24 protein-coding genes and 15 pseudogenes are annotated in these 24778 nt (G+C 46.0%); 28 read left to right on the top strand and 11 right to left on the bottom strand.

The genetic code is table 11. The annotated features are described in order from the left end of the window. Window positions 1-134: 134 nt before the first annotated feature. Complete coding sequence (locus N5E84_RS00175; RefSeq protein WP_261676510.1) at window positions 135-260, bottom strand: hypothetical protein; 126 nt, start codon at window positions 258-260, stop codon at window positions 135-137. A gap of 79 nt (window positions 261-339) precedes the next feature. Between N5E84_RS00175 and N5E84_RS00170 the strand changes: the two genes are divergently transcribed. The 7 genes and pseudogenes from N5E84_RS00170 to N5E84_RS00140 all read left to right on the top strand — a co-directional run bounded on the left by N5E84_RS00170 (window position 340) and on the right by N5E84_RS00140 (window position 6936). Continuing rightward, complete coding sequence (locus N5E84_RS00170) at window positions 340-1716, top strand: PhoH family protein (protein ID WP_010318836.1); 1377 nt, start codon at window positions 340-342, stop codon at window positions 1714-1716. Window positions 1717-1832: 116 nt separating this feature from the next. Further along, the gene (argF, locus tag N5E84_RS00165; protein ID WP_069212113.1) at window positions 1833-2837 is read left to right on the top strand and encodes an ornithine carbamoyltransferase; all 1005 of its coding nucleotides are present in this window, start codon (window positions 1833-1835) and stop codon (window positions 2835-2837) included. 460 nt (window positions 2838-3297) lie between these two features. Beyond that, window positions 3298-4226: pseudogene (gene pyrB / locus N5E84_RS00160) on the top strand (aspartate carbamoyltransferase). 16 nt (window positions 4227-4242) lie between these two features. Then, a complete protein-coding gene (gene pyrI / locus N5E84_RS00155) occupies window positions 4243-4710 on the top strand; it encodes an aspartate carbamoyltransferase regulatory subunit (protein ID WP_010318833.1) in 468 nt (155 codons plus the stop codon). 119 nt (window positions 4711-4829) lie between these two features. After that, window positions 4830-5219 (top strand): RidA family protein, encoded by a 390-nt coding sequence (locus N5E84_RS00150; RefSeq protein WP_013855986.1) that lies wholly within the window; start codon window positions 4830-4832, stop codon window positions 5217-5219. Between the two features lie 189 nt (window positions 5220-5408). After that, window positions 5409-5961: pseudogene (locus N5E84_RS00145) on the top strand (heme NO-binding domain-containing protein). Then, a pseudogene (locus N5E84_RS00140) lies at window positions 5954-6936 on the top strand (sensor histidine kinase). The pseudogenes N5E84_RS00145 and N5E84_RS00140 overlap by 8 nt, the downstream one beginning before the upstream one ends. On the opposite strand, the pseudogene N5E84_RS00135 reads toward N5E84_RS00140, so the two are convergent. The 8 genes and pseudogenes from N5E84_RS00135 to mlaF form a co-directional block, all read right to left on the bottom strand. After that, window positions 6917-7661, bottom strand: a pseudogene (locus tag N5E84_RS00135) (1-acylglycerol-3-phosphate O-acyltransferase). The pseudogenes N5E84_RS00140 and N5E84_RS00135 overlap by 20 nt on opposite strands. 89 nt (window positions 7662-7750) lie before the next feature. Beyond that, window positions 7751-9019, bottom strand: a pseudogene (murA, locus tag N5E84_RS00130) (UDP-N-acetylglucosamine 1-carboxyvinyltransferase). 20 nt (window positions 9020-9039) lie between these two features. After that, window positions 9040-9282, bottom strand: a pseudogene (ibaG, locus tag N5E84_RS00125) (BolA family iron metabolism protein IbaG). Between the two features lie 13 nt (window positions 9283-9295). Then, window positions 9296-9603: pseudogene (locus N5E84_RS00120) on the bottom strand (lipid asymmetry maintenance protein MlaB). Continuing rightward, window positions 9600-10237, bottom strand: a pseudogene (gene mlaC / locus N5E84_RS00115) (phospholipid-binding protein MlaC). The pseudogenes N5E84_RS00120 and mlaC overlap by 4 nt, the downstream one beginning before the upstream one ends. A gap of 35 nt (window positions 10238-10272) precedes the next feature. Next, window positions 10273-10764 (bottom strand): outer membrane lipid asymmetry maintenance protein MlaD, encoded by a 492-nt coding sequence (mlaD, locus tag N5E84_RS00110; protein WP_019282518.1) that lies wholly within the window; start codon window positions 10762-10764, stop codon window positions 10273-10275. 2 nt (window positions 10765-10766) lie between these two features. After that, window positions 10767-11558 carry a lipid asymmetry maintenance ABC transporter permease subunit MlaE gene (gene mlaE, locus N5E84_RS00105; protein WP_013855979.1) on the bottom strand — a complete coding sequence of 264 codons (792 nt, stop codon included), beginning with the start codon at window positions 11556-11558 and terminating at the stop codon, window positions 10767-10769. Continuing rightward, entirely contained in the window at window positions 11555-12352 is a 798-nt protein-coding gene (mlaF, locus tag N5E84_RS00100) for a phospholipid ABC transporter ATP-binding protein MlaF (RefSeq protein ID WP_026029128.1), read from the bottom strand. Before mlaF ends, mlaE begins: the two co-directional genes overlap by 4 nt. Window positions 12353-12623: 271 nt before the next feature. Here mlaF and N5E84_RS00095 point away from each other — a divergent pair, with 271 nt between their 5' ends. The 20 genes and pseudogenes from N5E84_RS00095 to mgtE all read left to right on the top strand — a co-directional run bounded on the left by N5E84_RS00095 (window position 12624) and on the right by mgtE (window position 21847). After that, on the top strand, window positions 12624-13589 hold the full coding sequence (locus tag N5E84_RS00095) for a calcium/sodium antiporter (RefSeq protein WP_019282519.1): 966 nt from the start codon (window positions 12624-12626) through the stop codon (window positions 13587-13589). Window positions 13590-13608: 19 nt separating this feature from the next. Beyond that, window positions 13609-14583, top strand: a complete 975-nt coding sequence (gene kdsD, locus N5E84_RS00090; protein WP_019282520.1) for an arabinose-5-phosphate isomerase KdsD — start codon at window positions 13609-13611, stop codon at window positions 14581-14583. Beyond that, window positions 14583-15137: a 3-deoxy-manno-octulosonate-8-phosphatase KdsC gene (kdsC, locus tag N5E84_RS00085; RefSeq protein WP_202599046.1), complete on the top strand. Its 555-nt coding sequence runs from the start codon at window positions 14583-14585 to the stop codon at window positions 15135-15137. Before kdsD ends, kdsC begins: the two co-directional genes overlap by 1 nt. Continuing rightward, window positions 15134-15697: an LPS export ABC transporter periplasmic protein LptC gene (gene lptC / locus N5E84_RS00080; protein WP_019282521.1), complete on the top strand. Its 564-nt coding sequence runs from the start codon at window positions 15134-15136 to the stop codon at window positions 15695-15697. The genes kdsC and lptC overlap by 4 nt, the downstream gene beginning before the upstream one ends. Beyond that, window positions 15678-16178 (top strand): lipopolysaccharide transport periplasmic protein LptA, encoded by a 501-nt coding sequence (gene lptA / locus N5E84_RS00075; protein WP_017047032.1) that lies wholly within the window; start codon window positions 15678-15680, stop codon window positions 16176-16178. Before lptC ends, lptA begins: the two co-directional genes overlap by 20 nt. Before the next feature lie 2 nt (window positions 16179-16180). Further along, window positions 16181-16711: pseudogene (locus N5E84_RS00070) on the top strand (ABC transporter ATP-binding protein). After that, entirely contained in the window at window positions 16665-16907 is a 243-nt protein-coding gene (locus N5E84_RS21195; protein ID WP_315903790.1) for a hypothetical protein, read from the top strand. The pseudogene N5E84_RS00070 and the gene N5E84_RS21195 overlap by 47 nt, the downstream one beginning before the upstream one ends. A gap of 51 nt (window positions 16908-16958) precedes the next feature. Beyond that, window positions 16959-17116: pseudogene (locus tag N5E84_RS21320) on the top strand (RNA polymerase factor sigma-54); the annotation flags it as partial. Beyond that, window positions 17114-17245 (top strand): hypothetical protein, encoded by a 132-nt coding sequence (locus N5E84_RS00060; protein WP_261676533.1) that lies wholly within the window; start codon window positions 17114-17116, stop codon window positions 17243-17245. The pseudogene N5E84_RS21320 and the gene N5E84_RS00060, both read left to right, overlap by 3 nt. Before the next feature lie 63 nt (window positions 17246-17308). Beyond that, a pseudogene (locus tag N5E84_RS21315) lies at window positions 17309-17554 on the top strand (RNA polymerase factor sigma-54); the annotation flags it as partial. 5 nt (window positions 17555-17559) lie between these two features. After that, window positions 17560-17643: a hypothetical protein gene (locus N5E84_RS21310; RefSeq protein ID WP_410001442.1), complete on the top strand. Its 84-nt coding sequence runs from the start codon at window positions 17560-17562 to the stop codon at window positions 17641-17643. Between the two features lie 48 nt (window positions 17644-17691). After that, entirely contained in the window at window positions 17692-17985 is a 294-nt protein-coding gene (locus N5E84_RS00050; RefSeq protein ID WP_261676508.1) for a hypothetical protein, read from the top strand. Beyond that, window positions 17952-18485, top strand: coding sequence for a hypothetical protein (locus tag N5E84_RS00045; protein ID WP_261676507.1), 534 nt, complete (start codon window positions 17952-17954; stop codon window positions 18483-18485). The genes N5E84_RS00050 and N5E84_RS00045 overlap by 34 nt, the downstream gene beginning before the upstream one ends. Continuing rightward, window positions 18449-18672, top strand: a pseudogene (hpf, locus tag N5E84_RS00040) (ribosome hibernation-promoting factor, HPF/YfiA family); the annotation flags it as partial. The gene N5E84_RS00045 and the pseudogene hpf, both read left to right, overlap by 37 nt. Window positions 18673-18737: 65 nt before the next feature. After that, a complete protein-coding gene (locus N5E84_RS00035; protein ID WP_261676506.1) occupies window positions 18738-19112 on the top strand; it encodes a PTS sugar transporter subunit IIA in 375 nt (124 codons plus the stop codon). An 86-nt stretch (window positions 19113-19198) separates the two neighbouring features. Further along, window positions 19199-19339 (top strand): RNase adapter RapZ, encoded by a 141-nt coding sequence (locus N5E84_RS21305; protein ID WP_410001427.1) that lies wholly within the window; start codon window positions 19199-19201, stop codon window positions 19337-19339. Window positions 19340-19452: 113 nt separating this feature from the next. Beyond that, complete coding sequence (locus N5E84_RS21300; RefSeq protein ID WP_410001426.1) at window positions 19453-19635, top strand: hypothetical protein; 183 nt, start codon at window positions 19453-19455, stop codon at window positions 19633-19635. Between the two features lie 78 nt (window positions 19636-19713). Beyond that, window positions 19714-20076 (top strand): annotated as a pseudogene (locus N5E84_RS21295) (hypothetical protein). Beyond that, window positions 20064-20340, top strand: a pseudogene (locus tag N5E84_RS00025) (HPr family phosphocarrier protein). Before N5E84_RS21295 ends, N5E84_RS00025 begins: the two co-directional pseudogenes overlap by 13 nt. A gap of 151 nt (window positions 20341-20491) precedes the next feature. After that, window positions 20492-21847, top strand: coding sequence for a magnesium transporter (gene mgtE / locus N5E84_RS00020; RefSeq protein ID WP_019282524.1), 1356 nt, complete (start codon window positions 20492-20494; stop codon window positions 21845-21847). 98 nt (window positions 21848-21945) lie between these two features. Here mgtE and pmbA read toward each other — a convergent pair. Beyond that, window positions 21946-23295: pseudogene (gene pmbA / locus N5E84_RS00015) on the bottom strand (metalloprotease PmbA). A gap of 108 nt (window positions 23296-23403) precedes the next feature. On the opposite strand from pmbA, the gene yjgA reads away from it, so the two are divergent. Then, entirely contained in the window at window positions 23404-23931 is a 528-nt protein-coding gene (gene yjgA, locus N5E84_RS00010) for a ribosome biogenesis factor YjgA (protein ID WP_010318810.1), read from the top strand. A gap of 55 nt (window positions 23932-23986) precedes the next feature. Here yjgA and thiQ read toward each other — a convergent pair whose 3' ends face one another. Next, complete coding sequence (gene thiQ, locus N5E84_RS00005; RefSeq protein WP_017046452.1) at window positions 23987-24691, bottom strand: thiamine ABC transporter ATP-binding protein; 705 nt, start codon at window positions 24689-24691, stop codon at window positions 23987-23989. Window positions 24692-24778 lie beyond the last annotated feature (87 nt).

The following is a 24778-nucleotide window of genomic DNA, read 5'->3' as shown; positions in this document are numbered from 1 at the left end:
AAAAGGTCGCTAATCTTACTTGATGGCGTGATACAGGTCACGTGTAAAGCGAAGGATAACCAAGATTTTTTTCTTCAACTTTTGGTTGACATCAAACTGTAAGAAATCGGTGGCATTTGTAGTAAACAAGGTTGCTATACTTGTTGTAACGATGCTTGCTTTGCCAGCCAAAAGGATGACTCTGGCACGAAGCATGCAGAACCAAACAGACAATGAGTATCAACACAGGCTTGCAGTAAGTCATCGAGCGATCGAGTCACTACCGGCATCCATTGATCGATAACCTCTACTTGCTGGCATCTTTTGTTAAGCACGCTGCGTAGCAGCAAGGAGACGCTTATGGGCGATACCGATCGGAAACTGTTTGTACTTGATACCAACATCCTGCTTCATGAACCTTTAGCCATTTACTCCTTCCAAGAGCATGACGTCGTCATTCCGATGACCGTTCTTGAAGAACTTGACCGGATCAAAGACAGCAAACGCGATGTTGCACGAGATGCGCGGGTCGCAATTCGTGCTTTAGAACACTTATTTCACGATGCCACCCCAGACGAAATTACCGAAGGTATTCCATTCTCTAAAGAGGCCAGCAAGACGGGAACTATCTCGATTCTCGCCGACTTTGAGTTGCAAGAAACCGTCAAAGCCTTTGCTGACAAAGCCGGCGATAACCGTATCCTCAATGCTGTTCTTTACCTGCAAGCGAAACGAGCGCCACGCGCTGTGGTTCTCATCACCAAAGACATCAACATGCGATTGCGCGCTAAAGGTGCAGGCGTGCGCTATGTTGAGGATTACCGCACTGACCAATTGATTGATGATGTTCAGTACCTGACCAAAGGCTTCCAAGTTCGTGAAGGCAACTTTTGGAGCAACGTCGATGAAGTTGAGAGCAGAACCGTCGGCGGAAAAGCCTTTCATACGCTAGATAAGGCGCCATTTGATCCGACCTTTATTAATCAATATGTCATTGATGAAGAAAGCGATTTTTCGGCGCGCGTGCATGAAATCAACACAGACAAAATCACGCTGCTTGATATTGGTCGCGAGAGAATGATGCACCGCAAAGCGTGGGACATCACCCCGAAAAATATCTACCAAGCGATGGCACTTGATGCTTTGCTTGATCCAAGCATTGATTTGGTGATTTTAACTGGAGCCGCTGGTAGCGGGAAAACGCTGCTCGCGATGGCCGCCGCTCTTGAACAAACCATTGAGAAGAAGATGTTCGATAAGATCATCGTCACCCGTAACACGCCAGATATCGGAGAGTCGATCGGCTTCTTACCCGGAACAGAGGAAGAGAAAATGATGCCGTGGCTGGCCGCGGTAACGGATACACTGGAAGCCTTGCACAAAAACGATCACTGCACCGAAGGTTCACTCAAATACATCTGCGATAAAGCCAATATCCAGTTTAAATCGATCAACTTTATGCGTGGGCGCTCAATCCAAAATGCCTTTGTGTTACTCGATGAGTGTCAAAATTTAACCGCTTCTCAAATCAAAACCATCATCACGCGCTGTGGTGAGGGCACTAAAATTGTCTGCTCTGGTAACTTAGCGCAGATTGACTCCCACTACTTAACCCCGGTGACCTCAGGTTTGACCTACATGGTTGAGCGCTTTAAAAACTTTGAAGGCAGCGCCAACATTCACTTAAATGGCGTCGTGCGCAGCCGCTTGGCCGAATTCGCTGAAGAGAATTTATAATCACATTAGGCGAGATATTATTAATATCTCGCCTTTATTTTAAAATAATTATTCACAAATTTAGCATTTATATGTTTTACTAAGGCCATTCATCATTCACCGTTTAGGACTGGGATATGGCTTTCAATTTACGCAACCGCAACTTTCTAAAACTGCTCGATTTCACGCCGAAAGAGATCCAATTTCTGCTCAATCTCTCTGCTGATCTCAAAAAAGCGAAATACGCCGGATCAGAACAGAAAAGATTAGCGGGTAAAAATATTGCGCTGATTTTTGAGAAAGCCTCAACACGAACACGATGTGCATTTGAAGTGGCCGCGTTTGATCAAGGCGCTCAAGTCTCTTACATCGGGCCATCAGGGTCGCAAATTGGTCATAAAGAGTCGATGAAAGACACCGCTCGCGTACTCGGAAGAATGTACGATGGCATCCAATATCGCGGTTTTGGACAAGAAATTGTCGAAGAGCTTGGCGCACATGCTGGCGTTCCTGTATGGAACGGGCTCACCAACGAGTTCCACCCAACACAGATTTTAGCTGACTTTTTAACCATGATTGAGCATGGCCGTGGTAAGCAGTTGCACCAAGTGTCACTGGCTTATCTAGGCGATGCGCGCAATAACATGGGCAATTCCCTGATGGTGGGCGCAGCAAAAATGGGCATGGATATTCGCCTTGTGGCACCCAAACAGTTTTGGCCAGAAGCATCACTCGTCACCACTTGCCAAGAAATTGCCAAGCAGACGGGAGCCAAAATCACGCTCACTGAAAATGTACAAGAAGGCGTGCAAGGATGCGATTTTCTCTATACCGACGTTTGGGTTTCCATGGGCGAATCAGCCGATGCATGGGATGAACGCGTGGCCTTAATGACACCTTACCAAATCAATATGAATGTGATTAAGCAAACTGATAATCCACAGGTAAAATTTATGCACTGCTTGCCTGCGTTTCATAACGACGAAACCACTGTAGGTAAAGAGGTGGCGGAAAAATATGGTATGAAAGGTTTGGAAGTCACCGAAGAGGTGTTTGAGTCTGAATATTCGATTGTGTTTGATGAAGCTGAAAACCGCATGCACACCATCAAAGCTGTGATGGTCGCGACTCTCGGCGCTTAAAAAAAACAAGGCAACAATGGATCGAAGCCCGATGAACTTACATGAGTAAGTGATTCGGGTGAGTGAAAACAGCTAACGCCGCGACAGTGCCAAAGCGACTTTTAATCCTCAAAATCATTGGTGCTGTCGCAAGGCAGCAAGAGAACGAAGCCCGATGAACTTACATGAGTAAGTGATTCGGGTGAGTGAAAGCAGCTAACGCAGCGACAGTGCCAATGATGAAGAGGATTGCGAGGTAATCGCTTGCGCTCACACAACGAAAGCGTATAATTCCCAGCAATTTGTCTGAGGGGTAGCTATGAAAACGGACGTTGTTATTCACATCTACAACGCAATTCGATTCAATGTAGGTCAGCGTGCTGACTTACTGGGCGCGTTATTTTTCCCCTCTCTTGATTTTTAAAGCCTCCCTATTGGGGGGCTTTTTTATGGCTACTAGAAAATTATAGGGAAGACGACCATGGTGAATTCGCTTTATCAAAAGCACATTATTTCGATTCCGGAGCTCTCTCGTGACGAGCTGAATTGATTGTGAAAACCGCAGGCCAACTCAAAGCGGAACCAAAACCAGAGCTGATCAAGCACAAAGTGGTAGCAAGCTGCTTTTTTGAGCCGTCGACTCGTACTCGTTTGTCTTTTGAAACCGCTATTCAACGCATCGGCGGCAGCGTGATTGGCTTTGATAATGGTGGCAATACGTCACTGGCGAAAAAAGGCGAAACATTGGCCGATTCTGTACAAGTGATCTCCTCTTATGTGGATGCGTTTGTGATGCGCCACCCCCAAGAAGGCGCAGCACGTTTAGCCTCTGAATTTTCAAACGGCGTTCCTGTGATTAACGCTGGCGACGGTGCTAACCAGCACCCAACCCAAACACTGCTTGATTTGTTCACCATTGCCGAAACACAAGGCCGTTTAGATAACATTAATATCGCCTTTGTTGGCGACTTGAAATATGGCCGTACCGTCCATTCTTTAACCCAAGCTTTGGCTAAATTTAACCACATTCGCTTCTTCTTTGTTGCGCCGGATGCGCTGGCTATGCCTGACTATATTTGCGAAGAGTTAGATGATGCAGGCATTGAGTACAGCCTGCACACCGATATGGAAAGCGTTATTCCACAGTTAGATATTCTGTATATGACGCGCGTCCAAAAAGAGCGCTTTGATGAATCAGAGTACGCGCACATTAAATCGGCGTATATTTTAACAGCCGCCATGCTTGAAGGTGCGCGTGATAACTTAAAAGTGCTGCATCCGCTTCCGCGCGTGGATGAAATCACCGTTGATGTGGACAAAACGAAGCACGCTTACTTCTTCCAACAAGCAGAAAACGGGGTCTACGCCCGTGAAGCTTTGCTGGCGCTTGTGTTAAACGAAACCCTGTAATAAAGGAGCCCCAACCATGACTAAAGAGACTCAATTGCAGGTTGAAGCAATTAAAAACGGCACGGTTATCGACCACATTCCTGCGCAAATCGGTATTAAAGTATTAAAGTTATTCGATATGCACAATTCTCATCAACGTGTCACGATTGGCTTAAATTTACCCTCTTCCGCGCTGGGCGCAAAAGATCTGCTGAAGATTGAAAATGTGTTCATTAATGAAGCCCAAGCCAATAAATTAGCACTTTATGCACCGCATGCGACTGTCAACCAAATCGAAAACTACCAAGTGGTGAAAAAGCTAGCGTTGACACTGCCTGAGCAGATCAATGATGTTTTTGCCTGCCCAAACAGCAACTGTATTTCCCACAATGAACCAGTCGAAAGCAGCTTTAAGGTTTTCGAAAAGAAAAACGATATTCGTTTGAAATGTAAGTATTGTGAGAAAGTTTACTCACGTGAGATTGTGACCGAACGCGAGTCATAATTAACCCCGTTTAAGTCTATCGATGCCTCACTTTAGTGGGGCATTTTGCACTTTACCTGCCGTTTCTTTAAAGGCAAACTGACGCCTACCCTTCCCATAAAAACAGATGGAACACAATCATGACTAAAGTACTTCATACCGAATCCGCTCCTGCCGCAATTGGCCCTTATGTACAAGGTGTCGATCTTGGCAATATGGTGCTAACTTCAGGGCAAATTCCAGTCAACCCAGTCACCGGTGAAGTGTCAGCAGATATCGCAGTGCAGGCTCGTCAATCTCTCGACAACGTAAAAGCCGTGGTCGAATCTTCTGGCTTAACAGTTTCTGACATCGTAAAAATGACTGTATTTGTTAAAGATCTGAATGATTTTGGCACGGTGAATGAAGTCTACGGTAAGTTTTTTGATGAACATAACGTGGCAAACTACCCAGCGCGTTCATGCGTAGAAGTCGCTCGCTTACCCAAAGATGTGGGTATTGAAATTGAAGCGATTGCGGTACGTAAATAAGTATTGCTCATAATCAGCACAGTGTAAGCACCACCAGCATACCACTCTGACGTGAATGTGCTTTTTCAAACCTCGAACCCCGTTCGAGGTTTTTGTTTAATCCAAAAAATCAATTTTTACACCTCACACTTGCTACTTTAGGGTTAGTCACCAACACTTATCATACTTTGAACCGTTCGAGGTAGTGAAATGCAAGGGATTATCTATACCGTTCTTTCTGATTTAGTCATCGAAAAATTTGGCGCACTGTTTTGGGATCAAATGCTCGAGGATTTAAAACCTAGCTCTCAAGGTATATACACCGCTGGAGAGCAATACTCCGATGACGAACTGCTTGCAATGGTGGCTTATTTGAGCGAGAAGAAAAACATCCCCACCGATGATTTAGTCCGGCTTTATGGACAATACCTATTTTCTCGCCTGTACAACAGCCTTCCTGAAAATTACCCAAATAAAAACAACTTATTAGAGTTTTTGATTTCGGTCGAATCAAGTGATCCATAAAGAAGTGAAGCGGCTCTACCCTGATGCCTATTTGCCGCAATTTCAATATAAAAGCGAGGGCGATCGATTAACCATGTATTACACCTCGAAAAGAAAATTATGCGCTGCGGCGGAAGGACTCATCATCGGCGCTTCAGAACAATTTGGTGAAGAAGTCGAAATCGAGCAGCCCCAATGCATGCATCATGGTGCTTCATTTTGTGAAATTGTTGTCACCTTTAAGGGCAAACATGAGTGAAATAGAGCAATACCAACGCATTTATGAGCGTGAGCGTCAGGCTCGTTTGCTGGCAGAGCGGTTACTGCAAGAAAAAAGCCGCGAGCTCTACGATAAAATTTTAGAGCTGCAAGAGACTCTAGATCAACTTCATAGCGCGCAAGCACAGCTTGTACAATCAGAAAAAATGGCCTCTGTCGGTCTGCTGGCGGCTGGCGTTGCTCACGAGATCAATAACCCAATCGGTTTTTGTCTGAGTAATTTAAATACGCTGCGTGATTACTCTCACGCCTATATAGGGAATTGTCGCTTTTGGTAGCACAGCACAAAGCCGAAATTGCTAACACAGATTTCTACCGCAATTATCAAGATTATTTATCAACGACATGATATTGGTTTTGTCGAAAGTGAGTTAACTGACATGCTTCAAGAGACTTCGGGTGGATTGCTCCGCGTAAAAGACATTGTCACTAGCCTACAAAGCGTTTCTCACTCCAGTGATGGCCGATTTGTCGAGTGTGAGTTAAATTCGTGTATTGAATCGACACTACACATGGTCTGGAAACCAATTTAAATATACGATGGAAGTCGAGCAGCGATTGGATGAGGCTTTGCCGAAAATCAATGGGATATCAGCAGAGCTACAACAAGTGTTTATGAACCTATTTATTAACGCCTCTCACGCTTGCGAAGCACAAGGAAAGTTAACGATTAGCACCGATTCTGTGGTCGAAAAAGGGAAACGCTGGGTGAGGGTCACTGTGGCGGATAATGGGCATGGCATGAATCAAGAACATCATCAACAAGGTGTTTGATCCTTTCTTCACCACCAAACCTGTCGGGCGTAGGGACGGGTTTGGGTTTATCGATTTCAGTACAGTATTGTTGAAAAGCATGGTGGGAAAATGCAGGTCGAATCTGAAGTGGGGACAAGGCACCACCTTCATACTTCTTTCCCCACCATTCGGTAAAGCGGTTACTGGCTGCGTGATGTGACTTTCTTACCATCAAGCATCGCGACCTCTTCATCCAGTTTGCGCTAATTTGGCCACCATCTGCTCACGGGCATAATGTGCGCTAATTCCGTAAGTTTTCTTTCCATATCTTCAATACTGATCGGAGGCAGCATCTCAACAATCACATGACCATTGTCCCAACGGTTCAGCTTAATATCATTAGTTGAGCTACAAACGATGGGGTATAATCGTACACCTGCGCCAATTGCCGCATGAAACGCCCCCATTTTAAAGGGCAGCATGCCACGGCCACGCGAGCGAGTACCTTCTGGAAACATCCACACAGACACATCACTGTTTTGATGCTATCGACAACTGATCATTGGTGCCTTTGGCTTTGTTGCGATTGCTCTATCAATTAAAATATTTCCTGTTAACCAATACAACTGACCAAATACAGGTGTCCAAACTAAGCTTTTTTTCCTACTGTCACGGACTTTCGGCGTCACAGCCTGCAGCAACAGTACACAGATCCCAGTTATTTGATGGATTCGCATGTAGATGTGCTGGCCGCGTTGATAAGCATCTTCTGGGATACGCAGTTCTAATTTAATGCCCATCAATTTTGACATACGGGCAAATAAACGCCCAAACGTAAATACATGTTTGGGATTGCGTGGGCTAAGGTAAGCAGTAACCACATCCAAAAACAAACATCACAATGGCAAACAGTGCGACTGCCAATAGACGCAAAAGAGCAATCATTTCAGTTCTCCATGGAACAAAGATAAAAAATGAGCAAAGATAAAAAAGCCGAAACCCAGAGATTTCGGCTCCATTGCATGAGCGAGAGTTTAACTGCTGACTTGAATGCGCTCAATATTAGCGCCAAGAGCCGACAGTTTATCTTCAATTCTTTCGTAACCGCGATCGATATGGTAGATGCGATCGACGATGGTTTCACCTTTTGCGATACAACCGGCAATCACTAGGCTGGCTGAGGCACGTAGATCGGTCGCCATCACCTGCGCGCCACTCAACGATTCCACATCACCACAAATCACTGTATTCCCTTCAATCTCCGCTTTTGCTCCCATACGCATCAGTTCAGGAACGTGCATAAAACGGTTTTCAAAGATGGTTTCAGTGATCTTGCCACCACCTTTTGCCATCATATTGAGTAGGGGTAAATTGTGCTTGCATATCGGTTGGAAAGCCAGGATGAGGCGCAGTGCGAATCGAAACCGCTTTAAAGCTCTTTTCCGGTCATATCAAGGCTTATCCAGCCCTCGCCCGTTTCAATCTCAGCGCCCGCTTCTTCCAGTTTTGCTAGCACGGCCTCTAACAAATGCGAGTGAGTGTTGTGGCAAACAATTTTTCCGCGAGAAACAGCCGCCGCGACTAAAAACGTGCCCGTTTCAATGCGATCAGCCACAACAGCGTGTTTACCACCACCCAAACGTTCAACACCTTCAATGGTAATGGTATCGGTGCCTGCACCGGACACTTTTGCACCCAGCTTATTCAAAAACAGTGCGTATCGACAATTTCAGGCTCACGCGCAGCGTTGTCGAGCACGGTTGTGCCTTCGGCAAGGGTTGCAGCGCACATAATAGTAATCGTGGCCCCCACGCTCACTTATCCATGACGATGTGTGCACCTTGTAGACGACCTTCGACACTGGCTTTCACGTAGCCATCTTCTAAGGTGATGGTGGCACCAAGCTGCTCTAAACCGTGAATATGCAGATCGACAGGGCGGGCGCCAATGGCACAGCCTCCAGGCAATGAGACTTGTCCATAACCAAAACGAGCCACTAATGGACCGAGAGCCCAAATAGAAGCACGCATGGTTTTGACTAAATCATACGGCGCGCAATATTCATCAATTTGACTAGGATCGACATGAACTGAGCCATTACGTTCGACTTTAGCGCCTAAACCGTTTGAGCAGTTCCATTGTGGTATCAATATCACGAAGGTGTGGCACATTGGCCACTTCTACTGGCTCAGAGGGCCAAAATAGACGCAAATAAAATAGGCAGTGCAGCGTTTTTTGGCACCGGAAATGGTCACTTCACCTTGAAGAGGTTGTGTTGACCCAATAACTCGAAACTTTTCCATCAATAAACCTTACAGCGACATCAACTTTTATCACGAGCCCACTCTGTTGGTGTGAACGCTTTAATAGAAAGAGCATGAATGTCGTTTTCTTTGAATGTACTCCATCAGTGGAGCATAAATTAGTTGTTGTTTTTTAACGCGACTCATCCCTGCAAAACAAGCATCACAGCGATAACTTCATAGTGGCTACCTTCACCTTTGACGTGGATCTCTTCAAGGTTTAGTGCTTGTTCTAATAACTGTTGTACTTTTGCGCTATCCACAATGTTCCCCTGCTTAATTCTTTATATGTTGAGCCATTAAACGATCAACGTTGCTCAATTGGAATAGTGTGCGCAGTTGCTCTGGCACGAAACTGAGCATTATATGACAGTTTCGTTTTTTGCATGCTCTATTAGGTGGATTAACATCACCATTCCAGCAGAGTCTATGCGTTCAACGTTTTTCAGTTCAATCTCAAACTGTGTACTCACCGGGTTCCATTTTTGGATAAACGCCCATAAATCAGGCAAATGCTCTCTGTCTAATGCGCCCGACAAAGCCGCAATCGGCATATCAGTTTGATGCCACTGCGGATGAATCATTGCGCTTTACCTTCAAAACGGATCGGCTGATCCGCCAATTGTTGCAGTTCATTGGCAACCGCTAAGATGCCATCTTGGCGAATTTTACCGCTCCATTCAGATTGCTTACTGGAGAGCAAACTCACTCCTTCTGCAATCATATCAAAGGCTTGCCATTCGCCATTTTCTCTTTGCGCAATTTAAACTCAAGTTTGATGTTCGGTCGTGGCGTATCAATAATATCCACCTTCACGCTGGTAATGCGTTTATCATCCGACACCGCCTGTTCAGGCTCGAACTCAATAATTTGGTTACTGTACTGAGTCAATACTTGCGCATATGCACTGACAAGATAGGCACGAAATGCGGTGATGAAAGTGGCGACATCTTCACGCTTGGCCCCTTTTAAGTTTGGGCCCAATAACTTCAGTGCCGCATACTGCTCATTGACGTAAGGCATCAGCTCCTGTTCCACAATTTCTTTCAAATATTCAGGATGGTGGTGAATCGCTTCTTGTTCGGCTTTCAAACGAGTAAATGCCGTTTCAGACACCTGCTTCATCATGGTATAGGGCTGGGTTTTATCCACATTGGCCGCTTGCACAAACATGGAGGCAAAGAGGGTAAATACAAAAATCAACGTCCGTTTAAACACTGTTTTTATAAACTCTGTTGTTATAAACACTGTTGTTACTCCTTACCTTTTTTTTGTGAGCCACCACCGACGCTATACAGCACTTGACCAATCAAATCTTCTAATACGAGGGCGGATTTTGTGTCTTCAATTAAGTCGCCCTCTTTTAACATCTGTTCATCTTCAAAGACAAAACCGGGCACAAGCCCAATGTACTGCTCGCCGATCAATCCAGAAGTTAGAATTTGCACACTCGACGTTTCTGGAAATTGATCATATTGACTGTTAATAGCCATAGTGACCACCGGAAGCAAGCTCTTTCTATCGAGTTTAATCTCGGCCACTCGCCCAACGACTACACCACCCACTTTGACTGGCGAGCGCACTTTTAAACTACCGATATTGTCAAATTCAGCTTTCAATTGGTAAGTATGGTTGGAACCCAACCCTTTTACGTCAGCGACCTGAAAAATCATCACCAGAATTGCGCAAATTCCAGCAAGGACAAAGCTACCGACCCAAAGTTCTATTTTTCGTGTTTGCTGCATGATTAATTCCCAAACATCAATGCGGTGAGTACAAAGTCTAGCCCTAATACAGCTAAAGACGAATGCACTACGGTTCTTGTGGTGGCACGGCTAATACCTTCCGAGGTTGGAATAGCATCGTAACCGTTAAACAGTGCAATCCAAGTCACTGTGATGGCAAACATCACGCACTTGATCATACTGTTGCCAATATCTTGCCCTAGCTCTACCGATGACTGCATCGCAGACCAAAAACTGCCGTGATCAATCCCTTTCCAATCCACGCCAACAAGCTGGCCTCCCCAAATGCCGACCGCCATAAAAATCATCGCTAGCAACGGCATTGATATTAGCCCAGCCCAAAAGCGAGGAGCGATAATACGTTTGAGCGGATCAACCGCCATCATCTCTAAACTGGAAAGCTGCTCGGTGGCTTTCATCAGGCCGATCTCAGCGGTAAGTGCAGAACCAGCACGCCCAGCAAACAGCAGCGCAGTCACCACGGGGCCAAGTTCACGCAATAAAGAGAGCGCGACCATCTGCCCAAGGCTACCTTCCGCGCCGTAATCGACCAAAATCACATAGCCTTGCAGGCTCAACACCATGCCAATGAACAAGCCAGAAACGACAATAATCGCCAGCGACTGAACACCAACACTGTAGAGCTGCTTCACTAACAATGGAAAATTCTGAATAGGCCGTGGGCGGCTCACTAATGCGCCAAACAGCATCAAGCTCGCTTTGCCAAAGGCTTGGCAAAATTCGAGCGTACGGCGACCGAGCCCTTCAATCCAGTCAGTCAATGTAGACATCATGAGAATAGATCCTTTTCTAGGCTTTGCGCTGGAAAGCGAAATGGTACAGGGCCATCAGCCTCGCCTTGTAAAAATTGTTGTACGCGAGGATCGCTATTTTGGTAAAGATCGTTTGGCGTTCCTTTGGCAATCACTTTGCCGTCAGCCAGCAAATAAACCCAATCGGCAATGCTCATCACTTCAGGAACATCATGAGAGACCACTATCGAGGTCACCCCTAAAGCTTGATTCAAATTGCGGATCAATTCCACCAGCACGCCCATGGTGATCGGGTCTTGCCCCACAAACGGCTCATCATACATGATCAGTTCCGGATCCAGCGCAATCGCGCGCGCTAATGCAGCCCTTCTTGCCATGCCACCGGATAATTCGCTCGGCATGAGCAAGGCGGCACCGCGCAGACCAACCGCTTCTAATTTTAGTAAAACTAATGTCTTAATCAGCGATTCATCTAATTGAGTGTGTTCACGTAAAGGGAAAGCCACATTATCGAACACATTTAAATCGGTAAATAACGCGCCCGACTGAAACAACATGCTCATTTTTTTACGAGCTTGATACAGCTTTTTGCGACTGAGCATCGGGATGTTTTGTTTGTCGAACCAAATCTCACCTTGTTCAGGAAACAGTTGTCCGCCAATAAGACGTAGCAAAGTGGTTTTACCAATACCCGATGGCCCCATAATGGCGGTAATTTTTCCTTGCGGAACGCTGAGACTCACGTCATCGAAAATCTTCCGTCCTGAACGGGAGAAGGTTAAATTCTTGATTGTGACAAGATCGTTGATTGGCATCATGAGTGTTTCACTATTGTTGTCCGCCCCAAAATGATGGGCAATCATAAGCATAACGTTCTAAAATTAAAAGCACTGTTCAATTACATCCTAAAGTAAAGCATCATCTTTCGCCAAAACAATCTTCCGGTCATTTATTGATGGATAGCTAACTAAACCATGAATTGAACGTAATTAATTGGATCTTCAGCTTCCCTTTTCGCAACCAACACGTCAAAATTAGCGGTTAATTGCATCATTTTTTCACTCATTTCATTAATTAGGTATCATCATGATCGAAGCGGTAGCGTTTCTCATTGTAGGTTTGGTGTTTTTAGTCTGGAGCGCTGACAAGTTAGTCTTTGGTTCTGCCGCGCTTGCTCGCAACTTCGGCATCTCGCCATTAGTGATCGGCATGACTATTTTAGCAATGGGATCGTCAGCACCAGAGATGATGGTATCGGCAACGGCCGCTTTGGATGGAAAAACCGATACTGCCGTCGGTAACGTACTCGGTTCTAACATCGCTAATATTGCTTTGATCTTGGGTATTACGGCACTCATCAAACCGCTGTCAGTTAGTTCTGCGGTGCTCCGCCGTGAACTGCCGCTGATGATTGCGGTCACATTACTTGCGGGTGCGTTATTGTGGGATAACCACTTAGGATTCTATGAAGGTGTGTTGCTGTTTGCACTTTTCGCCGTGTTTATCATCGCGATGCTACGCATTAGCCGTAACGAACAAAAAAATGGTGACGCGCTACTTGCCGAGCAGGAATCTGAAATACCGCAAGGCGTGAGCAACGCAAAAGCGGCTATTTGGGTAGTAATTGGGCTTATCATTCTGCCGATTGCTGCCAGCGTGTTAGTCGATAACGCCGTCATAATCGCTAAGTTTTTTGGCATGAGCGACTTGGTCATTGGCCTGACGATCATCGCTGTTGGAACCAGCTTGCCAGAATTGGCCGCCTCACTCACAAGTGTGTTGAAAGGCGAAGATGATATGGCTGTGGGCAACATTATTGGCTCGAACGTATTCAATATTCTTGCCGTGATGGGCTTACCCGGCATTCTTAATCCATCGATACTCAGTGAGCATGCGATGGGACGCGATTTTTGGGTGATGCTTGGCGTATCTCTGCTACTGGTTGCCATGGCTTTAGGGAAATCGCGTAGTATTAACCGCATTGAGGGAGGCGTGCTCTTCCTCGCTTTTATCGGATACCAAGCTTATCTACTTATGAATATGACCGCTTAACCCAAACTCGGAGTATCGAATGTCGAATCAGTTTGATTATCGCAGTGTTGCACAGCAAGTTCTCGCCACCGAAATGGCGGCTTTACAACAGCTAGAGCAATACTTTGACGATTCATTTTGCCAAGCGTGTGAAATGATCATTGCCAATGAACACGGCAAAGTGGTGGTGATGGGTATGGGTAAATCAGGCCATATCGGTAAGAAAATTGCCGCGACCTTAGCCAGTACTGGCACTTCGGCATTTTTCGTACACCCAGGAGAAGCGGCGCACGGTGACCTTGGTATGATCGAGCGTGGCGACATCGTAATTGCTATTTCAAACTCTGGCGAATCCTCGGAAATTTTATCACTGTTTACTGTGCTAAAACGGCTCAATATTCGCATCATTAGCATGACAGGCAACCCGTCATCGAATATGGCAAAGTTGGCCGATCTTCATTTGCAAATCACTGTCCCACAAGAAGCATGCCCGCTTGGTCTTGCGCCAACCTCCAGCACCACCGCAACGCTAGTGATGGGCGATGCGTTAGCCGTCGCACTCTTGCAAGCACGCGGTTTTACCGCTGAAGATTTTGCGCTGTCTCATCCCGGTGGGGCTTTAGGTCGAAAATTGTTGCTCAAGCTCTCTGATATCATGCACATTGGCGATGCACTACCAACAGTGCAACCAAATGCATTGATCCGCGATGCCTTACTTGAGATCAGTCAAAAAGGCTTGGGGATGACCGCGGTAGTAGACAGCAACATGCAGCTTATTGGCATCTTTACTGATGGCGATTTACGCCGCATCTTAGACAAACGAATCGATATTCACAGCGCGGCAATCAGCGAGGTGATGACGCAAAACCCAACGGTAGCAAGCCCTAACATGCTCGCGGTCGAAGGGTTAAACCTAATGCAAGATAAACGAATCAATGGCTTGATGCTGTGCGAAAATGGCACATTGGTCGGTGCATTAAACATGCACGATTTGCTCAAAGCAGGAGTGATGTGATGACCATGATTGATACACTCTACGGCCCGGTCTCACCGCCTATTCTCGATATAGCTAAGCAGATAAAACTTCTGATCTGCGATGTGGATGGCGTCTTCTCTGATGGCTTAGTTTATATGGGCAATCAAGGCGAAGAGCTAAAAACCTTCCACACTCGAGATGGCTACGGCATAAAATCATTGATGAATGCTGGCATTGAAGTGGCGATCATCACAGGTAGGCAGTCAAAAATTGTCGAAAACCGTATGGCCGTATTAGGCATTACACTGGTTTATCAAGGTCAGGATGACAAGGTCAAAGCCTATAACGATATTTGTCGCCAGCTCAATATTGCCCCAGAACACACAGGGTATATCGGTGATGACTTGATTGATTGGCCGGTAATGGAAAAAGTCGCGCTGAAAGTCTGTGTCGCGGATGGTCACCCGCTATTAGTTAAACGCGCAAACTACGTGACCCATATAAAAGGTGGGCATGGCGCTGTACGCGAAGTGTGTGATTTGATTTTGCAAGCTCGCGGTGAGTTAGATGTGCACAAAGGCTTAAGTGTATGAGTTTATCTCGTGTCCTCTATGTGATACTGATTTTTATCGCATCGTGGTCAGCCTATTACTTGTTCGATAAAGAACAAAGTACCGATATACAAGTTGCTCCGAACTTGGAGTTACCGTCGTTTAGTGGAAAAAATCTCGACAACACCACCTATAACGAGCAAGGTATCCGCAGCTACATCATTCAATCGACGCATCTGGATCATTACGCAAAAAGTGGCGACACCATTTTCGAGTACCCGATACTCAAAGTCTTCCGTGATGGTATTTTGCAAGAGTGGGAGATTACCGCTAAACGCGGCGTACTCGATGAAGAGCAAGTACTCACACTGTATGACGACGTACTGGCAAAAAACCTATTAGCAGATTCTAGTTTTGATACGCTTTCAACCATTAAGATGAGCATTCAACTCAATAATCGCGATTTTTGGGCCGATAATCAGGTCGATTTGGTTGGGCCACAATTCGAAACACAAGGACAAGCGATGAAAGGCAACTTTGCCGACAATACCGCTATTCTTTATAACCATGTACAAGGTAGATATGAAACTCTCACACCTTAGTCTTATTGCTTGTTTAGCGATTTCTGGTCACGTATCCGCGTTGTCTACCGACAGTGCTCAGCAGATTTATCTGAATGCAGACAGCCAACTGCTCGACATGAAAAGCAACCAAATGACACTCCTTGGTAATGTCAATCTCAAACAAGGCAGTATCAATATCAACGCCGACAAAGTGATTGTAACCCGTGATGCGAAAGATGGCTCCATTCAAGAAATTGAAGGATATGGCAACCTCGCCACTTTTTCGCAATTAACCGACGATGGCAAAACCTTGTATGGTGAGGCGAAAGAGCTCTATTACAAATTGGCCGAAGATCAGTTGACGATGATCGATCAAGCCATGTTGTCACAAGACGATAGCATCATCCGTGGTACGAAAATTCGTTACAAAATTTCGTCACAGAAACTGATGGCTGATGGTAACTCTAACGAGCGAGTATCGACCGTGCTTCAGCCGCAAGCCACTACGACACAAGAATAATTATGGCCATACTTAAAGCAGAACATTTAGCGAAAAGCTATAAAAAGCGCAAAGTCGTCTCTGACGTCAGCTTGCAAGTAGAATCGGGGCAGATTGTTGGATTACTCGGCCCTAACGGCGCAGGAAAAACCACATCGTTTTACATGATCGTCGGCCTTGTCGCTCGTGATGAGGTAAGATCAGCATTGATGATCACGACATCAGCATTTTACCTATGCACAGTCGCTCACGCTTAGGGATCGGCTACTTACCTCAAGAAAGCGTCTATTTTTCGAAAATTATCGGTCGAAGATAACATCATGGCGGTACTTGAAACCCGTGAATCGATGACCCGTGAAGAGCGCCAAGATAAACTCGAAGATCTACTAGAAGAATTTCACATTCAACATATCCGCCATAGTGCGGGGATGGCGCTATCGGGTGGTGAACGTCGCCGAGTTGAAATTGCCCGCGCTCTTGCCGCAAACCCACAATTTATTTTGCTTGATGAACCCTTTGCAGGGGTCGACCCCCATTTCCGTTATCGACATTAAAAAGATCATCCAACACCTGCGAGATCGTGGCTTAGGCGTTTTAATCACAGACCACAACGTTCGAGAAACATTGGACGTCTGTGAAAAAGCCTATATTGTAAGCCAGGGTCGTTTGATCGCAGAAGGTACACCACATGACGTGCTCAATAATGAAGAGGTAAAACAAGTTTATCTCGGTGAACAATTCCGTCTATGATTAAGTAGAGAGTGACATCAATTCTAAAAATAATAAGGTAACTGGCACTGAATGAAACCCTCATTACAACTGAAGCTCGGCAACAATTAGCGATGACACCGCAGTTACAACAAGCCATCGTTTGTTGCAACTCTCCACATTGGAACTCCAGCAAGAGATCCAAGAGGCTCTAGAGTCTAATCCATTATTGGATGTTGAAGAGGCCTATGAAGAGAATGCCACCGCCGATGTTCATAGCATCAATGAGGGAGAAAGAAACCAGTGCTGAGGTGTTAGATATTGAGCCACAAGACAGCTCTGACTTAATTGAAAAAATCCGAAATCAGCAGCGAGCTTGAGATCGACACCACATGGGATGATGTCTACAGCGCGAACACAGGCAGGCACAGGGATCGCCCTTGATGATGACATGCCCCGTGTACCAAGGTGAAACAACGCAAACCCTGCAAGATTATCTACTGTGGCAATTAGATCTCACACCGTTTAGCGACACCGACCGCAGCATTGCTCTTGCCTTGATTGACGCCATCGATGACTACGGTTATCTCACCGTTTCTTTGGATGATATTTTAGAAAGCTTTGCCGATGAAAATATTGAGCTTGATGAAATTGAAGCCGTTCGTAAACGTGTCAGCAGTTTGATCCCCTCGGTGTGGCTTCAGTCAACCTTCAAGACTGCCTTGCTTTTACAATTAGCGACCTACCCAGCCAGTACCCCTTGGTTAGAAGAAGCTAAACAGCTGCTGATCCACACATTGATCTGCTCGGCAACCGTGACTACAAGTTGATCATCAAAGAAACCAAGTTAAAAGAAGAAGATCTGCGAGAGGTATTGCAGCTCATTCAACAACTTGACCCAAGACCGGGAAATAACATTTCAACCGAGCACGCCGAATACGTTGTGCCTGACGTGTCTGTTTACAAAGATCACGGCAAATGGGTGGTCACAATAAACCCAGATAGCGTACCAAAACTTAAGATAAATCAACAATATGCAGCATTAGGCAAAGGTAACAGTGCGATAGCAACTACATTCGCAGCAATTTGCAAGAAGCAAAATGGCTTATTAAGAGTTTAGAAAGTAGAAACGAGACACTGCTCAAAGTTGCCAAGTGTATTGTTGAACATCAACGTGATTTCTTTGAGTATGGTGAAGAGGCGATGAAGCCAATGGTACTCAATGACGTTGCTTTAGCGGTAGAAATGCATGAATCCACCATATCAACAAGGGTGACAACGCAGAAGTACATGCATACTCCGCGTGGTATTTTCGAATTGAAATACTTCTTCTCCAGCCATGTCAGTACCGACAGCGGGGGAGAGTGTTCATCGACTGCAATACGAGCACTGATTAAAAAACTGGTGGCCGCTGAAAATACAGCCAAACCATTAAGTGACAGTAAAATTGCAGATCTACTGGCTGACCAAGGGATTCAGGTAGCTAGACGGACGATAGCTAAATACCGTGAATCGTTGGGCATTGCTCCATCGAGTCAGCGCAAAACGCCTACTGTAAGGCACAAAACAGAGAAGGAAAGTCTATGCAAATCAATATTAATGCCCATCACATTGATCTGACCGATTCAATGCAAGACTATGTAAACTCGAAGTTTCAAAAACTTGAGCGATTTTTTGACCATATCAATAACGTACAGGTTGTTTACGTGTTGAAAAAGTACAACAGATCGCTGAAGCTACGCTCCACATAAATCAAGGTGATATCCACGCCGTGGCCGACAATGAAAATATGTATGCTGCCATTGACAGTTTAGTGGATAAACTCGTAAGACAACTCAACAAGCATAAAGAAAAGCTAAGTAGTCATTAATCATGCAATTAAGCGAAGTACTCTCATTGGACTGCACGAAAAGTGCGGTCCAATGCACCAGTAAAAAAAGAGCCCTAGAAATCATTAGCGAAATCGCTGCTGAGTATTCAGGTCAAAATTCCACCGAGCTGTTTGAATGTATGCTCAGCCGAGAAAAAATGGGCAGTACTGGTATTGGTAATGGCATCGCCATTCCTCATGCAAGAATGACCAACAGTGATCGTGCCATTGCCGTTTGCTGCAGTGTGAAGAACCGATTGAGTTTGATGCTATTGATAATCGACCCTGTCGATCTACTGTTTGCGTTGCTCGTTCCTGAAGAGCAGTGCAAAGAGCATTTAAAAAACGCTCTCTTGTATGGCCGAGCGCCTCAATGACAAAAGTTTTAAAACAGCTTCGAAGTGCACAAAGCGATCAAGAGCTGTACGACATCATGACTAACCAATAACACCGAGCCGAAACTATGCGTTTAATCGTTGAGAGTGGTCAATCAGGCGCAGGGAAAAGCGTTGCTATACGAGTACTGGAGGATCTCGGCTACTATTGTGTCGATACCTTCCGTCAACTTGTTGGATGCGTTTATTCAATCAGTCCAAGGCAGTAAAACAAAATGTCGCGGTGGTATTGATATCCGTAACTTGCCCCAAGAGCCTAGTTTGGTGCGGATTTTTTAGAGCAGCTAAAACAGAATAACGACGTTAGTGTGCTGTTTTCTCGATGCCAGTAAAGAGACACTACTCAAGCGCTACAGCGAAACCGCGTCGTATCCATCCTCTCTCATTAAACGCCGATAAACCTTCACTTGCGCAAGCGATTGAATTGGAAAAGTCGCTGCTTGCACCGCTCAAAGAGCAAGCCGATTTGTGCTCGATAGCAGTAATCAATCGTTGCATGAGTTGAGCGAAACCGTACGCATGCGAATTGAAGGACGTGAGCGCAAAGATCTGGTGATGGTGTTTCAGTCTTTTGGCTTCAAATATGGACTACCCAACGATGCAGGACTACGTGTTTGATGTGCGTTTTTTACCCAACCCACATTGGGAACCCGATCTTCGCCCATTAACTGGCTGGATGCGCCAATTAAGTCGTTCTTGAACGCCATAGTGAAGTATTGAACTTAAACAACAAATTCAAAAGTTTGTTGAATACTGGCTGCCGATGCTCGAAAAAAACAACCGCAGTTATCTCACAATTGCGATTGGTTGCACCGGTGGTAAGCACCGCTCCGTTTACCCTGACTCAACAGCTTGGCGAGTACTTTGCTCAATTGGGTCACCAAGTACAGATACGCCATACTTCATTAGAAAAACAGCAATAGGAGCGATGGTATGCCACTATTAAGTAAAACGGTTTTAATCCAAAATCGCTTGGGCCTTCATGCTCGTGCCAGCCGTTAAGCTGTTGAACTGTCGCAATCTTTTGATGCGGTGGTCACCCATTCAAGTGAAGAGGAAAGAAGCCACTGCAGACAGTGTGATGGGTTTATGATGCTCGAATCCCGCACAAGGTCAATACATCACCATCAATGTTGAAGGCTCACAAGCAGAGCCTGCTTTGCAAGCGGTTAGTTCGCTGATTGAACATAAATTCGATGAAGACGAGTAAGCACAAGGCTTACACTCCACTCTCCCACAGACAGCGCATGCGCGCCCCTGATAGTCAAAATAAATTCAGTGCTTAATAAGAACTTATTAAATAAGGCCTAGAATTAAGTTACTATTCAACACATTGTAAGAATCCTAAGTAGGGGGAAACCATGGCCGAGCAAATTGAATTTGATCAAGCTCACCTAACCCTCCAAGAAGTCAGCGAAGCTTTAGAAAATGGTCGTTTTGTCCATGTCCGTCGCCAATTGCAGGACATGGAGCCAGAAGATATTGCTCACCTCTTAGAAGCCTCTCCACGTAAAAGCCGGGAGGTGTTATGGCAACTCACCGACCCAGAAGACTACGGTGAAATCCTTGATGAGCTCAACGAAGACGTCAAAGATGCCCTAGTTTCCAAAATGGCACCCGAAAAACTTGCAGAAGCGACCGAAGGCATGGACACCGATGACGTGGCCTATGTACTGCGTAGCTTGCCAGATGACGTGTCACGCGAAGTGCTTTCGCAGATGGACAGCGCTGATCGCCAGCGCGTTGAAACCGCACTCTCCTATTCAGAGGAAACAGCCGGCGGGATCATGAATACCGACGTGATCACCATTCGTGGTGATGTTGATATTGACGTGGTTTTACGCTATTTACGCATGCGCGGCGATCTGCCCGAAGCAACCGATGCACTTTACGTGATTGACGATGAAAGTAAGCTGATTGGGCATCTCTCACTCACCACCTTGCTGACCACGCAACCGGATATTCCAGTAAGTGAAGTCATGGATGATGCCGATGAGGCGATTTTGGTCACCACCAGCGACTCCGATGTTGCCAGCCTGTTTGAACGTCGCAACTGGGTGTCCGCGCCTGTGGTGGATGAAAACCAACACTTGGTCGGTCGGATCACCATTGATGACGTCGTTGACATCATTCGTGAAGATGCCGAACACTCAATGATGAGTATGGCTGGTATGAACGATGACGAAGATACCTTTGCTCCGGTAGTCAAATCCGCTCGTAAACGGACCATCTGGCTTGGGGCAAATGTTTTGGCCGCCCTAGCCGCCGCCTCTGTTTCCAACATGTTTGAAGCGACACTGGATCAAATGGCTGCCATTGCCGTGCTAATGACCATTGTTCCCTCAATGGGTGGTGTCGCAGGTAACCAAACCGTGGCCTTGGTCATTCGTGGTTTAGCATTGGGACATATCGGTGACAGTAACCAACGCGAATTGCTATTCAAAGAAGCGGCAATCGGTTTTTTAAATGGCATCATGTGGGCCACCATCATTGGTGGCATTGTGGTGGCATGGAAAGGCAATTGGATGCTTGGCGGCATCATTTTCGCAGCAATGATGGCCAACCTACTCATTGCAGGGATCGCCGGCGTCACCATCCCAATTTTACTGAAAAAAATGAAAATCGACCCGGCTCTTGCTGGCGGAATGGCGTTAACAACCGTCACCGATGTGGTTGGGCTTTCTGTCTTTCTCGGCTTGGCGACCATTTTGATGTAGCCATATTTTGATGTAACCCTATAGTGATACATACCCAAACCACCCATAAAAAAAAGCTTGGTTGTTATACCAAGCTTTTTTATATTCAGATTAAGCGATTATTCGCCCGCAATTTTCATCGATTCAAGTAAAATAGACCCAGTTTGGATTTGCGAGCGTGTTTCGACATCACTCCCTACCGCAACCATTTGCTGGAACATATCTTTCAAATTGCCCGCGATAGTAATCTCAGATACAGGGTATTGAATCACACCGTTTTCAACCCAGAAACCAGCGGCGCCACGCGAATAATCACCTGTCACTGCATTAACACCTTGGCCCATCACTTCAGTGACTAACAAGCCTGTACCCAACGCTTTGAGCATCTGCTCAAAATTTTGCCCTGTGGATTGAACATACCAGTTATGGATGCCACCCGCGTGACCAGTTGGAGTCATCTTCATTTTACGAGCGGCATAGCTGCTCAGAAGATAAGTCGAGAGCACGCCATCGGTAATGATTTGGCGGTCTTGCGTAAACACCCCTTCGCTATCAAATGGGCTTGATGCCAACGCACGCAATACATGGGGTTTTTCGGCAATATTGAACCAATCGGGTAAAATTTTCTCGCCTAACTTATCAAGTAAAAAGGAAGATTTACGATACAAGCTGCCACCACTGATCGCCATCACCAAATGACCAATCAAACCTGTCGCTACATCCGCGGCAAACATCACCGGAACTTTGCCCGTCTTCAATTTTTTTGCATCTAAACGGCTGATGGTTTTTTCTGCAGCTTGTTGCCCGACCAGCTCTGGCGACCATAAATCGTCGCGGTGACGTGCAACGGTATAGCTATAATCACGCTCCATCTCACCATTTTTACCCTCACCGATCACGCAGCAGCTAATGCTATGACGGCTAGAGGCATAACTCGCGAGCAAACCATGGCTATTACTCCATACACTTTCACACCGTAATGGCTGTCATAACTTGCGCCATCACTTTGTTTGATCTTGTTGCTGTAAGCTAACGCTTTCTCTTCTGCAGCAATGGCAATTTTAGCGGCCATGTCGGGTTAGGTTCATCGGATGGAAGAGATCTAAATCAGGAATATTTCGCACCATTAACTCCTTTACGGATGCAGGCCTGCATAAGGATCTTCAGAAGTGTAAAGCGCCAATATCAAGCGCTGCAGCTGACCGTCTGCGCAATTGCTTTTTCCACTGAGATCTGACGTCGCGCCCTGCCTTTAACGCTGCCCAACGCTACACGGTGCATGCCAACGCCCCATCACTTTTAAATTCTACGTTTTCAACTTCACACATTCGCGTCGAAACACTCAGGCCGGTACTTTTGGTGATCGCCACTTCGGCAGCATCAGAACTGAGCGCAGCCATCTCTAATGCCTTAGCAACCGCCGCTTCAAGTTCGATGCGCTGCTGAGCAACTTGTTGTTTTACGTCCATATCTCATCAATTATTAGCAAACAATGTCATTAGGATAACAAGAATTTCGCTTTCTCCCCACGATTCTTGCTAAAATAGCTGACATACATAACTCAATAGATGAAGAAAATGGCGCGTAAGAATCAAAAAGCTCCTTGGGAAGAAGAAGAGGAGATCATTTGGGTTAGCAAAACCGAAATGAAAAACGACATGACTGAGCTACAAAAACTGGGTGAAGAGCTGGTTGCTCTGAAGCCGTCTCAGTTAGCAAAAATTCCGATGTCTGAAGACTTGATGGATGCCATCAAAGATGCTCAACGTTTTAGCATGGAAGCCAGACGCCGCCAACTGCAATACATTGGTAAAATGATGCGTACCATCGATGCCGAACCGATTCAAGCGGCATTGGATAAACTGCGTAACAAGCACTCACAAAATACCGCTATGCTGCACAAACTCGAACAGATGCGTGATCGTATTGTGGAGAAAGGTGACAGCGCGATTGAAGATGCGATGGCACTCTATCCAGAGATGGATCGTCAACGTCTGCGCCAATTAGCGCGTCAAGCAAATAAAGAGAAAGCCAACAGCAAACCACCAAGAGCATCACGAGAGATTTTCCAAGTGCTCAGAGAGCATAACGATAAGTCAGTTTAACCTGTCATAGTGCTGATTAGACGCAAAAACCTCACCTAAACGTGTGAGGTTTTTTTTATTCCCCTGCACGCACAAAATCACTGAGCTGCGCGTCTGCGTGTTGCGCGGAAAGTGCCTCAATGCGATCACTCACTAACACATGTCCTTGAGCCATAAACGCAAAATGGCTCGCAATCGCTTTGGCATCACTAATATGGTGCGTCACCATCACAACAGTGATCGCTCTTTCTGCGGCTAACTGCTTAACCAAAAGCAGCATCTCTTCTCTGAGTAGCGGATCCAAGGCGGAAAAGGGCTCATCCAGCAGCCAGATAGGATGTGGTTGTACAAAACAGCGCGCCAGAGCAACTCGTTGACGCTGCCCCCCTGAGAGCTGCTCAGGCAAGCGATCAAGTAGCGCTGCCAAACCCACTTGCTGCGCGGCGCACTCAACTAACGCCTTTTGCGAAGTGGTTAATTTCAGCCCCGGATGTAACCCAAGGCTAATATTTTCACGCACAGTGAGATGGGCAAAAAGATTGTGCTCTTGAAACAGCATCGAAAAAGGACGCAAGTGTGGCTCTTGCCCAAGTAAGGATTGCCCTTGTACTTGGATATCGCCGCTTTTCGGTGCAATAAAGCCCGCAACTAAGCTCAGTAAAGTCGACTTGCCCGCTCCGCTTGGCCCCATCAAAGAGAGAATCGCCCCTCGCGGTACAGAAAGCGAAAATTCAAACCACTCCTGTTGATACTCATAGTGCACGGCCTTGAGTTCTAACATTGCTTTACCTTTGAATGTGAATGAAATAACCGCTCAATGAGGGCAAAACACCCCACACTGAGTAGCAACAGCGTAAGAGAAACCACC

The organism is Vibrio sp. J502, assembly GCF_025397955.1.
Lineage (GTDB): Bacteria > Pseudomonadota > Gammaproteobacteria > Enterobacterales > Vibrionaceae > Vibrio > Vibrio anguillarum.
Note: the sequence above shows the minus strand (reverse complement) of the source record. Positions and strands in the feature narration are given on the sequence as shown.

What these genes read in the sequence shown, in the direction of transcription:
- N5E84_RS00170 (WP_010318836.1), top strand. Translation starts at nt 340, where the DNA reads ATGGGCGATACCGATCGGAAACTGTTTGTACTTGATACCAACATCCTG.
- argF (WP_069212113.1), top strand. Translation starts at nt 1,833, where the DNA reads ATGGCTTTCAATTTACGCAACCGCAACTTTCTAAAACTGCTCGATTTC.
- pyrI (WP_010318833.1), top strand. Translation starts at nt 4,243, where the DNA reads ATGACTAAAGAGACTCAATTGCAGGTTGAAGCAATTAAAAACGGCACG.
- N5E84_RS00150 (WP_013855986.1), top strand. Translation starts at nt 4,830, where the DNA reads ATGACTAAAGTACTTCATACCGAATCCGCTCCTGCCGCAATTGGCCCT.
- mlaD (WP_019282518.1), bottom strand. Translation starts at nt 10,764, where the DNA reads ATGCAGCAAACACGAAAAATAGAACTTTGGGTCGGTAGCTTTGTCCTT.
- mlaE (WP_013855979.1), bottom strand. Translation starts at nt 11,558, where the DNA reads ATGATGTCTACATTGACTGACTGGATTGAAGGGCTCGGTCGCCGTACG.
- mlaF (WP_026029128.1), bottom strand. Translation starts at nt 12,352, where the DNA reads ATGCCAATCAACGATCTTGTCACAATCAAGAATTTAACCTTCTCCCGT.
- N5E84_RS00095 (WP_019282519.1), top strand. Translation starts at nt 12,624, where the DNA reads ATGATCGAAGCGGTAGCGTTTCTCATTGTAGGTTTGGTGTTTTTAGTC.
- kdsD (WP_019282520.1), top strand. Translation starts at nt 13,609, where the DNA reads ATGTCGAATCAGTTTGATTATCGCAGTGTTGCACAGCAAGTTCTCGCC.
- kdsC (WP_202599046.1), top strand. Translation starts at nt 14,583, where the DNA reads ATGACCATGATTGATACACTCTACGGCCCGGTCTCACCGCCTATTCTC.
- lptC (WP_019282521.1), top strand. Translation starts at nt 15,134, where the DNA reads ATGAGTTTATCTCGTGTCCTCTATGTGATACTGATTTTTATCGCATCG.
- lptA (WP_017047032.1), top strand. Translation starts at nt 15,678, where the DNA reads ATGAAACTCTCACACCTTAGTCTTATTGCTTGTTTAGCGATTTCTGGT.
- N5E84_RS21195 (WP_315903790.1), top strand. Translation starts at nt 16,665, where the DNA reads ATGAACCCTTTGCAGGGGTCGACCCCCATTTCCGTTATCGACATTAAA.
- N5E84_RS00060 (WP_261676533.1), top strand. Translation starts at nt 17,114, where the DNA reads ATGAAGAGAATGCCACCGCCGATGTTCATAGCATCAATGAGGGAGAAA.
- N5E84_RS00035 (WP_261676506.1), top strand. Translation starts at nt 18,738, where the DNA reads ATGCAATTAAGCGAAGTACTCTCATTGGACTGCACGAAAAGTGCGGTC.
- N5E84_RS21305 (WP_410001427.1), top strand. Translation starts at nt 19,199, where the DNA reads ATGCGTTTAATCGTTGAGAGTGGTCAATCAGGCGCAGGGAAAAGCGTT.
- N5E84_RS21300 (WP_410001426.1), top strand. Translation starts at nt 19,453, where the DNA reads ATGCCAGTAAAGAGACACTACTCAAGCGCTACAGCGAAACCGCGTCGT.
- mgtE (WP_019282524.1), top strand. Translation starts at nt 20,492, where the DNA reads ATGGCCGAGCAAATTGAATTTGATCAAGCTCACCTAACCCTCCAAGAA.
- yjgA (WP_010318810.1), top strand. Translation starts at nt 23,404, where the DNA reads ATGGCGCGTAAGAATCAAAAAGCTCCTTGGGAAGAAGAAGAGGAGATC.
- thiQ (WP_017046452.1), bottom strand. Translation starts at nt 24,691, where the DNA reads ATGTTAGAACTCAAGGCCGTGCACTATGAGTATCAACAGGAGTGGTTT.